This is a genomic window from Helicobacter bizzozeronii (assembly GCF_900196775.1).
Lineage (GTDB): Bacteria > Campylobacterota > Campylobacteria > Campylobacterales > Helicobacteraceae > Helicobacter > Helicobacter bizzozeronii.
Genome location: NZ_FZLB01000020.1, coordinates 1 through 10,867, shown reverse-complemented (window position 1 = coordinate 10,867; position 10,867 = coordinate 1). Strand labels below are relative to the sequence as shown.

Below are 10,867 nucleotides of genomic sequence, written 5' to 3'. Positions count from 1 at the left end.
AAGAGTCCGTGTTTGCCAATTTGAGCCTATAGGCCATTTTAAGCCCGCAAGAGTTAAAATGACTCTTAGAGGACATTAAAATCCAAGTCACACAGCACTGGCAAGCCCAAGAACATATCTTATTAGCCTCTTTGCAAGCTCAGATGCAAACCCTCTTAGAACAAGAACAAAAGGGCTTAGAACAAACCCGCACACAATTAGAACAAGAGGCTAGAGAGAGGGTGCAACAATCCCTTTTCTCTTTGGTGAAAACCCAAGTGGAAGGGCTGGATTTTAGCTTTTTAAAAGAGCAACATGACATCTTTTACCCCGCCATTGAAAAGCATTTAAAGGCGTTATTTTTCAAGGAATTAGAACAAGACTTTTTAAAACGCTATTGGGAAGAGCATTTGCAAGGCTGGTTAGAGCAACAAGCCCAACTCAAAAGGCTTAAAGAGATCGAATTTGAAGCCCAAGCGCACTTAGAGAGTTTGCTCCTCAGTAATGCGCTTAAGATGTTGCAAGGCTATGAAATGGGCTTAATGGATATGCGCCTCAAAGAATGGCAATTTGCTAATGATATGGCATTAGCCTTGAAACGCCAAGAGCTCATCAAACAAGGCATTTTGCAAGAGGAATGGCTCCACACCAAAGCGTATAAGGTGCATTAATGGGAACACTAGCTGAAATGACACAGAGGGCTAGCCAAGCCCTCAAGCAAAACGCCCAAGAGCTCTTAGAGGGGCTTAATCAAGTCCCTAATGGGAGCAAAACCCTAGTGGCGGCTAAGGCGTTACAAGAGGAATCAGACCCGCAGCAAGAAACAGAGAAACGCGATTTTAGCCCCTTCATCATTGAGGAGAGCCAGGGGGATATGCATATCCCTAGCCCACAGGCAGGCTTACCCCCATCAACGGGCATGTGGGGGTTATTGGGGTTTTTAAGCCAGATGGCCTTATTGCGCGCCCATTGGCCACCCGAAGGGTTTAATGATATAGAGCTTAAAAAGCAAAAGCGTGTTTGTTAGGGTTGTTCTTTTCAAGGCTTAAGCCCTCTTGTTTGGAGTGGATTTTTTTAACTCTGTGCCAGTTGCCAACAATGCCAAACCCCTTAAGCTAGCCACACTTAAACCCCCGTGTGTCAGCCCTCTAACCCACACCAGCACGCCATTAATCCACTTGACACATTAAAAGAATTTTGGCTAAGATTGGATGATAATACACTAGGTGCAAGCCTATGCCCTCTAGAATTTCAATCATCAGTGCGGTCCTGAATGCTAAAGCCACAATCACACATGCCATCCATTCGGCCTTAGAGCAAAGCCTACCCCCGTTTGAACATATTGTAATCGATGGGGGGAGCACAGATGGGAGCTTAGAGACCTTACAAAGTTTCCCACACCTCAAACTTTATAGCGGACCCGATCAAGGACTCTATGATGCCCTCAATAAGGGCATTGCACATGCCAGCGGAGAGATCATTGGCATTTTGCATAGCGATGATGTGTTTGCAAATCCCCAAGTGTTAAGCGTGGTAGCCCAAGCCTTTGAGGCTAATCCGAGCGTGCAAGTGGTCTATGGGGATTTGGTCTATGTTAAAGATTCTAAAATTGTGCGTTATTACAAAAGTGGTCTTTTTGATCCCAAACTCTTTTTTTATGGGCGTGTGCCCGCCCACCCAACTTTATTTGTCAAAAAAGAGATTTACGATCGCTTTGGGGGTTACAAAATTGATTATAAAATTGCCGGGGATTATGAATGGATTTTGCGGGTAATGCTCTTGGGCAAAGTGGAATGGGTCTATTTGCCCCAAGTGTTGGTAAAAATGGGGGTTGGGGGGATTAGCACCAGCGGACTTAAGAGTCTGTGGTTAGCTAATCAAGAAAATTTACGCGCTTGTCAAGAAAATGGGATCAAAATGAATTGGGCACGGCTACTGCTCAGATACCCCTATAAAATTCGGGGATTACTGCAAGCCAAACTGGGGCTAAAGAACACAAGCTAAAACACACATGGTAACTTGTGCTCAAGTGTATGTCAGAAGATGGTAGGGGTTTAGACTAAATTGAGTAACGAGTGGCATAAATGCTCTAGTTTGGCTAGCGTGTCTTGGGGTTGGATATTTAGGCTAATCCGCAACAAGGGCTTTTGGGTGGTGGGGGGGCGGATAGCCGCACATAAAAAACCATGTTCAAGCAATTTAGCCTGTGCTTGGAGGAGTTGGGGGCTACTCTTAAAGGGCAAAGTTAAAATATTACTCGGGGTGGTGCCTAAGAGACGCACACAAGCACGCATTTGGGCTAGGATTTTTAGGTAAGCACTCAAAGAGGCATAGAGGTGTTGGATATTCACCAATGCCAACGCACTATCTAGCAAAGATAAGCTCGTGGTGTAAATAATACTCTTAGCGCGGTTGCATAAAAAATCGATGATTTCCCCACTGCCGGCAATAAAAGCCCCGTAACTCCCATATGCCTTTGAAAAAGTGCCCAGCAAGATCGTTTGGGGGGTGGGCTTGAGCTGGTGATAATCCAAATAGCCTAAGAGGTGATCGCCTATTACGCCTAAGCTGTGGGCTTCATCTAAGATCAAGTAGGCATTATGTTCAGTGGCTAGGGTGTAGATTTCTTTGGGGGCGATTTGCCCATCCATCGAATACACGCCCTCAATGGCGATCAGCACACGCCCTTTAGGGCGGTGGGTTTTTAATTTTTGCTCTAAATCTTGGGGATTATTGTGGGCAAAAAAAAGCGTGTTGGGGAGTTTTTTAGCCACAAATTGCCCGCTGGCATGGTAATTAGCATCCATCAATAACAAATCATTTTTGCGCACCAACGCATCCAAGAGGGCGACATTCCCTAAAAAGCCACTCCCCACGATGACGCAGGCGGGATAATCCAAAAGTTGGCATAGTTCTTGCTCTAGTTGTTGGTGCAAAGGATGGTAACCATTGATGAGCATGGAGGCTTTGGGGGCGTGGCAGGGCTGGTTTTTCACCAGTTCAAAGGCTTGTTCTAAAAGCCCCTTTTGGGTGCCCAGCCCCAAATAATCATTAGAGGCAAAATCGATTAAATTTTTTGGATAAAGGCAACGCTTGCGGTGCAGACAAGCCCGCTCAAGTGCCCTTAACGCATGCAGATAGTCCAAACTTAAGCGGATTTGCTATGATTGTCTAAGATACTCGCTATTTGTTTTTGCAATTCTGTTTGCTTTTCTTGATACATTTTATCGATGGTTTCGCGCACGCCCTTAGAACTTTGTTCGACCAGTTGGACGGATTTTTCAATCGCCTCTGAGGTGATCTTAGAGCGATCTTGTAGCGCATCCACCAGCGCGTTGGCTTCATCGTGTAGGGCATTGTGGTAGGGCTCTAGGGCACGATAACTGGGCACATTGCCAAAGTGCGTCTTCCCATCCCCCTCATAATACCACTTGCCTAAGCGGCAATCACGCCCCTCCACCCGTTTAAAGTTATTGGGGATGTTAAAGACCACGCCATAGAGATTGCCCTTAAACACCACATGGTCGGTCTTAGCCAAACCACAGAACACTAAATTATTGAGGTTGTCAATGGAGAGCTTGGCAGCATTTGCCACATCTAAACTACCCCCTAACTTGAGCTTAATCACATCAATATCGCCCTTGATTTCCTCCACGATTGAATTGGTATCATGGGTATTGTTTTGGATGTCGCTAGCCTCTTGTTGCATAGATTTGACCACCACTGCAATTTCTTTGGTCGCCTTTTGGGTTTTTTCGGCTAACTTTCTGACCTCATCAGCCACCACCGCAAAGCCCCGCCCATGCTCGCCTGCGCGTGCGGCTTCAATGGCGGCATTGAGGGCTAGTAAATTGGTTTGTTCGGCAATGTCATCAATCAAAGAGATCACTTGGGTGATTTCGCTACTGCGTTGATTTAAGGAATCGGCTAGGGTGGTGGCGTTTTGCATTTTGTCATACAAGCTATTAATGCTACTACTGGTGGTCGCAACTTTATCTAGGGCTTCTGAAGAGCTTTGACTCCCGCTAGTGGCCGCATGCAAGAGTTCATCTGTGCCTTTAAAGACATCTTGCATGGTCGCTTGCAACCCCTCTAACCCCTCACGCATGCTGGTGTAATACAGCCTAAAAGTGTGGTTATCCCCACAAGCAGTCATCAGATCCGAGGTTTCCATCACCGAATGGTAAAGCGTGTCATCAATGTGCTGGCTCTTGGTGGTGTAGAGGCGGTTATTGAGGCTAAAATCCACATTGGGGCTACTCAAATCACTGACCTTATCATCAATGCCCTCTAAATTCACCACATCCCCATTTTTAAAAATGATCTTGTGATCCTTGACCCCAATAAAGCCCATATGCCCGCATAAATCCACCAACTGCCTGTAAAAATCAAGCTTTTTTTGGAGGGATTTGATTTCTGCATCTTTTTGATCTAACTGCTTGGAGAGACCCTTGTTAAAAAACATACAAGCCCTTTAAATAAAGTTTTAGCCCCAAATTATACACCATACTAACTTTAATGCTCCCTTGTTAATCGGTCAATAGTTTAAAATAAAATGTTATGATAAAAGTGCTCTTTAGAAATAACACCGGAAGCGGACTTTGGCGCATGATGGTTATTGACAAACAGGAGGTTTTATGCATCGCTTAGAAACTTTGGAGTCTATTTTAGAGCGCCTGAGAGTTTCCATTCGAAAAAATGGTTTGAAGAACTCCAAACAACGCGAGGAAGTGGTGAGCGTGCTTTATAAGAGCGGGACTCACTTAAGCCCAGAGGAGATCACCCAGAGTATCCGTTTGCGCGACAAGAATACCAGCATCTCATCGGTTTATCGCATTCTGAATTTTTTAGAAAAAGAACGCTTTATTTACACCCTAGAAACCAATAAAAACGGGAGGCGCTATGAGATCGCCGCCAAAGAGCACCATGACCACATTATTTGTCTGCATTGTGGGGAGATTATCGAGTTTGTCGATCCCCAAATTGAGGAACGCCAAATCCAAGTGGCTAAGAAGTTTGACGCTAAGTTAGTCAGCCATGACATGCGTTTATTTGTTGTTTGTTCCAAATGCTTGCTCTTAGAAAAGGATTAATCCAACACATCGGTTAAACTTAGAGGGTGTCCGTATTCTAAATCTTTGGAGGCTCTTTTGCCCAGCACAAGGGGTAAATCTTTGGGGGCAAGCCCGGCATTGGGGCGTAGGGCTTGTAGGTGTTGTTTTGTGAGAATTTCTCCTTTTTTAAGGGCTTTGATCACAAAGAGGCTGCGGGCAAATTGCCGCCCCTGTGTGGGGGGTGGGGGGTTGGGTTGCCCTAGGGCACTAGCGGTGTCTTGCACGGCTTGAATCATCTCTTGAAACTCCTTAGAATCCAAACTAAAGGCGCGATCGGGCGTGTCTAGGCTTTTATCTAGGATAAAATGTTTTTCAATCATAGAGGCTTTAAGTGTCGTGGCGATGATCGCGCTTAGATACCCTAAAGTGTGATCGCTCAAGCCATAGGCGGTGTTGTAGGTCTGCCCCAACATGGGCATGGCTAATAAATTTGCCTCTTGCAAGGGGGCGGGGTAGGCACTGGTGCATTTTAAAAGCGTGATTTGGGAGTTGCCTGTCTTGGAGCAAACCTCTAGGGCATCTAAGATTTCGCCATGCGTGGCAATGCCTGTGGAGAGGATGAGGGGTTTTTGGGTGCTAGCCACATGGTGTAATAATTCTAAATGGGTGATCTCAAAGCTGGCGATTTTATACATGGGGCAGCCCAAATTTTCTAAGAGTTCTAAGCCTTTAAGACTAAAAACCGAACTAAATAGGGGCAAATCTAGGCTTTTGGCGAGCTCAAAGAGGGGGGCGTGCCACTCTAAGGGCATGGCGGCTTTTGTGTAGAGATCATAGAGGGTTTGTCGATCCCAAAGCGTGCCTTGGATGATAAAGGGGGGTTTGGGGTAATTTAAGGTCATGCAATCAGGGGTGTAGGTTTGCAACTTAACCGCACCTGCACCTATGCCCTTTAGGGTGATCAAAGATTTTTGGGCGATCTCTAGGGAGTTGGCATGGTTGGCGCTCAGTTCGGCAACAATTAAGGGAATCATCAAGAGCCTTTGTGGGGGGGTGTGAGGGGGGAGAGTTTGCTAAAGAGCCACACATCGTGGTAATTGTCTTGGCGGTAGATAAAATCTCTTAAAAATCCTGCTCTTTGGTAGGCGTGGTTTTGGTAAAAGGCAATGGCGCGGGTGTTGGTGGCGATGACCTCCAAATGCAAGGAATGCAAACCCATTTTGAAAAAGGCGATGAACTCAAGGGCATCTAAAATCCGCCCGCCCACGCGTTCCAAATCGGGGTTTTTATAGATGCCTAAAAAGGCGTGTTGGTGGGTGGGGTGGATGCGTGTGAGCGAACCCACGCCCAAAAGTTTGTCAGCTTGTTTGAAGAGATAGTAAGCACTATTGTGGTTGTGGCGGAGTTGTTCGATGAAATGCAAATGCGACTCCAAGCTGATATATTCGTTATACATCCATGCGGTGGTGGCGGGGTGGTTGCGGAAAGCGAGGATTTGCAATTTTTCCGCATCGCTGGTGTGGATAAAATGGCAGGCATGAATGGGGGTTTGTGCCCCGTGTTTGAAGGTGGTGGGGGGGATTTCAAAGCTTTGCCAAACCAAAGAGGGGCACTCAGATAGAGGCATGGAAAATCTCTTGAAGGGTGTTTAAAAGTTTTGCACCAACTTTAAGCCTCTCTTGGGCATGTTGCATACACATGCGTGCCTCAAGGCTCAAATTTTGCAAATCTGTTAACAAATGATCCCAAGAGCTAGCCACACATGCACCTTGATCGCTCAAAGCGCGCCATTGGGGGAATTGGTTAGAGGCTAGGGGGATGCTTAAAATGGGTGTGCGTGCTAAGATCGCCTCATAGAGCATCCCCCCAGCCCCTAGTAACGCCACATCGCTTTGGTGCATGCAGGTGGCAATTTGCGCAAGGGATAAGCCCACATGGTAGGTGCGTTTGGGATTTGGGGGGTGCTTGGCTTGCAGAATCGGGGCTAAGTTTTGAGGGGCGATCACCTGCACGCTTAGGGGGGTTTGCTCTAGGATTTTTAAGGCTTGTGTGTAAAAGGGCAGGGCGTGTTGGCTACCCCCAAAGGATAAAAACAAGTTGGAGATGGAGGGCTTGAGGGGTTTAGTTGGGGCGTTAAATGCCAAGCTATAGGGCATAAACTCCACACCCAAAAAATGCTTGGGGGTGGGGTTTGTATAGAGGGTGTGGGCTAAAAAAGAAGGGTTGAGCACATAAAAATTGGGGGGGTAGGTGTGGGGTGCATCTTCAATCATTAAAACTTGTGGGGCGTTGAGGTGTTCATAAAAGCTAGGGGGGGCTAGGTAGCTATCAATAATAACACCATCACCCGCCTTAAGCGGGCTGTTCTCTAGCCAATTAAGGGGTTCATCAGCTAAGGGGTGGGGGGCAAAGAGGCGGGTTTTAAAATTTAGGGAGGCTAGCAGGCTTTGGAGTTTTTGGCAACGGCGCAAATGCCCTAGCCCACTTGTTAAAGAGGCATCGCAGAGGATTTTAATCATGGTTTAAAAGCTGGTATTTGAGTTTGGCTAGCTCTAAATCCTCTAGCGTGTCAATATCTTGGGTGTGCAAGGCGGGTAGGATAATGGGTATTGAGTGGGGGGCTAGCAGGGGTTGCTGGTTGGCAAAGTGCCTGGCAAGCCCCAAGTAAAATAACCCAGCATCATGGTAAAGTAGGGGGAGGTCTTGGGAGCGTTTGGGGATATTGTGGGCAAAAAGGGGGGTGGGGGCGTTATGCTCTAAGCTAAAGGCGCGGTAAGGGGAGGCACTATAAGCACTGCAAGCAAAGGCGTATTTTTTGTGGGGGTTTTGTTTGAGGGCTAAAAAAGCGCGCTCAAGGGACTCTTTTTGCAATAACACGCTCGTGCCATAAAGCCCACATACAAGGCTTTCTAGGGGGAGATTGAGGGCTTGGATGGCATGGGCTAGCACCTCGAGGGTGGGCGTGTTGTCATCAGCTAGGTGGGTGGGGCGCAAAAAAGGGGTGAGTGCGCCGTGATCTTGGGCGATCTGGGCGATCTTGGGATCATCGGTGCTCACAATGATTTGATCAAAAAGCCCCAAGTTGGATGCCCGCTCAATCACATGGGCTAATAAGGGCTTGCCTAAAAAGGGGGTGATATTTTTAGAGGGGATGCGTTTGCTCCCCGCACGGGCTAAGATAATGGCCGTGGTATTAATAGGGGAATTGGGATTGGAGCACATCGCTCGCCATTTTCTTTTTGTTGCTCGCGCTCAAAGGTCCGATATTGGTGTAGGCGATCTTGGCATCGGCGATGTATTTGGATTGCACGCTATTATCGCGGTTAATGTCAAAGGGGCGCACCACGCCACTAATTTTAATGACTTGTTTTTCCCCATCCACCAAAATTTCCCGACTCCCGTAGATAAAATAGTTCCCATTTTCTAGCACCTTGACAATCCTAGCGGTGATGGTGAGTTTGAGATTCTCGCTTTTTTTCTGCGCCCCCCCGCCCTTAAAGGTGTTGTTGGTGGCAGGCTGGGTTAGGCTATAATTGTTTCTGTTGTCTAAAAACTGGGCTTGTTCTCTTTTGTTGGGATCGGTGCCATTGTAGGTGAGGCGTGGGGCGTTAGAAGTCCCATTAGAAGTGCTGGTATAATCCTTGGAGGTGCTGTAATTGGCGCTGGCATTTTCAGAGATCACCACGGTGATGAGGTCATTAGGTTTCATTGCCCGTCTGTCAGCAAATAACGGGCGTTCGCCTTGTCCAAATAAACTCCCGGGTTTAGAAATCTCGGGGATAAATTCTTTGGAGGGCATTTGTTCGACATAATCGGGGGGATCAAAATTGATCCCGGGCTCGACACCCAAACAAATAGAACAAAGAGCAACCAACAAAAACGGAACAGATGGACGCACACCAAACATCACAACTCCTTAAAGGTAGCCTACTAGATTCAGTCTGAATTATACTATAATAGGGGTTTTAAGTTCAAGTTTTATAGGAAGTCAAAATGCAACAAAAAAGAGCCCTGATTTGGGCATTGGGGGTTGTTTTGGGTATGGGGGTTTTACAGGCACGCACAAATAACCAGTTTAGAACCCATTCTACTTGGAAAGACGGGTTATTTGTGGGGACAAGTTACCAAACGGGCACCATCACTATTTTGACCAAAAATGCCGGGATTAATAGTAGGTATGCATTCAATCGCCATGATATGAATGTCGGGGCGAATGGTTTGGGCTTTAATGTGGGCTATACGGGCTATTTTAGAAAAGATCAAATGTTTGGGGCGCGCTACTATGCCTTTATTGATTGGCAGGGTTTTGGGGCACGCTATGTGAAAAGCCCCTATGGTGGGGGTCTTTACTATGGGGGCAATAACATGCTCACCTATGGTGCAGCGGCGGACTTTTTTTATAATTTCTTTCAGGGGGCGTTTTACCGCAATGACATTTCCCTAGATTTGGGGGTGTATGTGGGCGTGGCGATTGCGGGCAACTCGTGGTTTTTAGGGGATGCCGGGCAAAGAGCCCTAGGCTTGCCCTCTAATGCCAAGCCCAGCGTGAGCACCTTCCAATTTTTGTTTAATTTTGGTTTGCGGGCGTTGTTTGTGGGCACGCATGGGGTTGATATTGGGTTTAAATTCCCCACCATCAATGACAAGTATTACACCGATAGCTACTTTAGCGCGCAATTTAGGCGCACCTTTGCCTTTTACATCGGCTATAACTACCATTTTCAATAGGGCTTACACGCGCTCCACATTTTTTTGTAGTAGCTTTGGGCTTTTTGGATAATAGAGGGGTCTTCATCTTTAAACAAGAGCTCATAGCTGTTTTCAAAGGCGTTTTTGCTCCAGTTAGCCGAACCCAAGAAAATGGTTTTATTATCAATGATGGCTAGCTTTTGGTGCATAATCCCGTGATAAGAGCCGGCATGCTTGCCATACTTGGGGGCTTCTTTGCCTTGCAACAAACATGTTTTGATCCCGTTATACTTGGATAGATAGCCAATGGTGGAATGTTTCTTCCCACCCGCATTAGAGCCATAATCATAAATGATTTGGATTTTCACCCCCCGACTAGCGGCATCTTTTAGGGCTTTGGCAATGTCCTTGTGGGTAAAGCTGTAAATGGCGATATTGATGTCGCTTTTGGCAGCATTGATGCTTGAGATCAGCGACTTTAGGGCTTCATTTTGCTCATAGGGCAACATATACAGCGTGGATTGGGCGGACAAAAAGCCCAAAGCCCCAGCCAAGAAAAACAAACGCAAACAACCTTTCATGAAAAACTCCTAGAATTTAAGTTAAACCAAAACAAGGCAGATTTATATTATAATCTCAGATTTAGCTAACCTAGCTTAAGGAGAGGCGTTGAGAATCTTGTTGGTTAATCAAAATAAGATGGTGGATAAGCTTTTTGAAAACATCGCTAAAAAGCTTGGTTTGGAGCTGGTTATCCAAGAACATGTCGGTGAAATCTTGCCCAAACTCCAAGAAAATGCGGATTGTTTTTTCTTTGCAGATGACACGGCGGTGGGTCAAGAGGAGTATGAGCAACTCAAGCCCCATTTAGAAGGGCTCAAGCTCAGTGGGTTCTTGCACCGCAAAGATGTCCCCACCTTTGGTGCTTTCACCCATTACATCACCAAGCCCTTTTTACCCACCGATGTGCTACACACCCTAGAGGCAGAACTGGGAACATCCCCTAGCACCCCCCCCACCCAGCAACCCAGCACTGCAGAGGACACAACACCCTTTGACATGGATTTGGCATTCAAGGATATCGATTCGAGTTTAAAGCAACTAGAGGACTTGTTAGACACAGACAAAACCCCAGAAGCCCCCAC

The 10,867-nt window shown here is 46.6% G+C and carries 13 protein-coding genes and 1 pseudogene; 6 read left to right on the top strand and 8 right to left on the bottom strand.

Annotated elements, in window-relative coordinates; all coding sequences use genetic code 11:
* Positions 1-143: 143 nt before the first annotated feature.
* From C5684_RS02945 to C5684_RS02935, 3 genes are all read left to right on the top strand, one after another.
* Entirely contained in the window at positions 144-650 is a 507-nt protein-coding gene (locus tag C5684_RS02945) for a hypothetical protein (protein ID WP_104639372.1), read from the top strand.
* Positions 650-1,006 (top strand): hypothetical protein, encoded by a 357-nt coding sequence (locus C5684_RS09285; protein ID WP_199764477.1) that lies wholly within the window; start codon positions 650-652, stop codon positions 1,004-1,006. The genes C5684_RS02945 and C5684_RS09285 overlap by 1 nt, the downstream gene beginning before the upstream one ends.
* A gap of 209 nt (positions 1,007-1,215) precedes the next feature.
* Complete coding sequence (locus C5684_RS02935; RefSeq protein WP_104638687.1) at positions 1,216-1,983, top strand: glycosyltransferase family 2 protein; 768 nt, start codon at positions 1,216-1,218, stop codon at positions 1,981-1,983.
* A 50-nt stretch (positions 1,984-2,033) separates the two neighbouring features.
* Here C5684_RS02935 and C5684_RS02930 read toward each other — a convergent pair whose 3' ends face one another.
* Both C5684_RS02930 and C5684_RS02925 read right to left on the bottom strand, forming a co-directional pair.
* Positions 2,034-3,116, bottom strand: coding sequence for an aminotransferase class I/II-fold pyridoxal phosphate-dependent enzyme (locus C5684_RS02930; RefSeq protein WP_199764478.1), 1,083 nt, complete (start codon positions 3,114-3,116; stop codon positions 2,034-2,036).
* Between the two features lie 11 nt (positions 3,117-3,127).
* On the bottom strand, positions 3,128-4,444 hold the full coding sequence (locus C5684_RS02925) for a methyl-accepting chemotaxis protein (protein WP_104639370.1): 1,317 nt from the start codon (positions 4,442-4,444) through the stop codon (positions 3,128-3,130).
* Positions 4,445-4,616: 172 nt separating this feature from the next.
* Between C5684_RS02925 and fur the strand changes: the two genes are divergently transcribed.
* Positions 4,617-5,072, top strand: a complete 456-nt coding sequence (gene fur / locus C5684_RS02920; RefSeq protein ID WP_104629649.1) for a ferric iron uptake transcriptional regulator — start codon at positions 4,617-4,619, stop codon at positions 5,070-5,072.
* On the opposite strand, the gene pseI is transcribed toward fur, so the two are convergent.
* From pseI to flgH, 5 genes are read right to left on the bottom strand one after another with little or no spacing between them, the layout of a single operon-like run.
* Positions 5,069-6,067 (bottom strand): pseudaminic acid synthase, encoded by a 999-nt coding sequence (pseI, locus tag C5684_RS02915; protein ID WP_104639369.1) that lies wholly within the window; start codon positions 6,065-6,067, stop codon positions 5,069-5,071. The two genes, fur and pseI, sit on opposite strands and share 4 nt — an antisense overlap.
* Positions 6,067-6,660, bottom strand: a complete 594-nt coding sequence (gene pseH / locus C5684_RS02910; RefSeq protein ID WP_006017167.1) for a UDP-4-amino-4,6-dideoxy-N-acetyl-beta-L-altrosamine N-acetyltransferase — start codon at positions 6,658-6,660, stop codon at positions 6,067-6,069. Before pseH ends, pseI begins: the two co-directional genes overlap by 1 nt.
* A complete protein-coding gene (locus tag C5684_RS02905; RefSeq protein ID WP_104639368.1) occupies positions 6,647-7,552 on the bottom strand; it encodes a hypothetical protein in 906 nt (301 codons plus the stop codon). Before C5684_RS02905 ends, pseH begins: the two co-directional genes overlap by 14 nt.
* On the bottom strand, positions 7,545-8,255 hold the full coding sequence (gene pseF / locus C5684_RS02900) for a pseudaminic acid cytidylyltransferase (protein ID WP_104639367.1): 711 nt from the start codon (positions 8,253-8,255) through the stop codon (positions 7,545-7,547). Before pseF ends, C5684_RS02905 begins: the two co-directional genes overlap by 8 nt.
* Positions 8,227-8,940 carry a flagellar basal body L-ring protein FlgH gene (flgH, locus tag C5684_RS02895; protein ID WP_013890510.1) on the bottom strand — a complete coding sequence of 238 codons (714 nt, stop codon included), beginning with the start codon at positions 8,938-8,940 and terminating at the stop codon, positions 8,227-8,229. Before flgH ends, pseF begins: the two co-directional genes overlap by 29 nt.
* 86 nt (positions 8,941-9,026) lie before the next feature.
* Between flgH and C5684_RS02890 the strand changes: the two genes are divergently transcribed.
* Entirely contained in the window at positions 9,027-9,761 is a 735-nt protein-coding gene (locus C5684_RS02890; RefSeq protein WP_104638680.1) for an outer membrane protein, read from the top strand.
* On the opposite strand, the gene C5684_RS02885 is transcribed toward C5684_RS02890, so the two are convergent.
* Positions 9,755-10,303: a phospholipase D-like domain-containing protein gene (locus tag C5684_RS02885; protein WP_013890508.1), complete on the bottom strand. Its 549-nt coding sequence runs from the start codon at positions 10,301-10,303 to the stop codon at positions 9,755-9,757. The genes C5684_RS02890 and C5684_RS02885 overlap by 7 nt on opposite strands.
* An 88-nt stretch (positions 10,304-10,391) precedes the next feature.
* Between C5684_RS02885 and C5684_RS02880 the strand changes: the two are divergent.
* Positions 10,392-10,867 (top strand): annotated as a pseudogene (locus C5684_RS02880) (hypothetical protein); the annotation flags it as partial.

What these genes read in the sequence shown, in the direction of transcription:
- C5684_RS02905 (WP_104639368.1), bottom strand. Translation starts at nt 7,552, where the DNA reads ATGATTAAAATCCTCTGCGATGCCTCTTTAACAAGTGGGCTAGGGCAT.
- C5684_RS02945 (WP_104639372.1), top strand. Translation starts at nt 144, where the DNA reads ATGCAAACCCTCTTAGAACAAGAACAAAAGGGCTTAGAACAAACCCGC.
- C5684_RS09285 (WP_199764477.1), top strand. Translation starts at nt 650, where the DNA reads ATGGGAACACTAGCTGAAATGACACAGAGGGCTAGCCAAGCCCTCAAG.
- pseI (WP_104639369.1), bottom strand. Translation starts at nt 6,067, where the DNA reads ATGATTCCCTTAATTGTTGCCGAACTGAGCGCCAACCATGCCAACTCC.
- C5684_RS02925 (WP_104639370.1), bottom strand. Translation starts at nt 4,444, where the DNA reads ATGTTTTTTAACAAGGGTCTCTCCAAGCAGTTAGATCAAAAAGATGCA.
- C5684_RS02885 (WP_013890508.1), bottom strand. Translation starts at nt 10,303, where the DNA reads ATGAAAGGTTGTTTGCGTTTGTTTTTCTTGGCTGGGGCTTTGGGCTTT.
- pseF (WP_104639367.1), bottom strand. Translation starts at nt 8,255, where the DNA reads ATGTGCTCCAATCCCAATTCCCCTATTAATACCACGGCCATTATCTTA.
- fur (WP_104629649.1), top strand. Translation starts at nt 4,617, where the DNA reads ATGCATCGCTTAGAAACTTTGGAGTCTATTTTAGAGCGCCTGAGAGTT.
- C5684_RS02935 (WP_104638687.1), top strand. Translation starts at nt 1,216, where the DNA reads ATGCCCTCTAGAATTTCAATCATCAGTGCGGTCCTGAATGCTAAAGCC.
- flgH (WP_013890510.1), bottom strand. Translation starts at nt 8,940, where the DNA reads ATGTTTGGTGTGCGTCCATCTGTTCCGTTTTTGTTGGTTGCTCTTTGT.
- pseH (WP_006017167.1), bottom strand. Translation starts at nt 6,660, where the DNA reads ATGCCTCTATCTGAGTGCCCCTCTTTGGTTTGGCAAAGCTTTGAAATC.
- C5684_RS02890 (WP_104638680.1), top strand. Translation starts at nt 9,027, where the DNA reads ATGCAACAAAAAAGAGCCCTGATTTGGGCATTGGGGGTTGTTTTGGGT.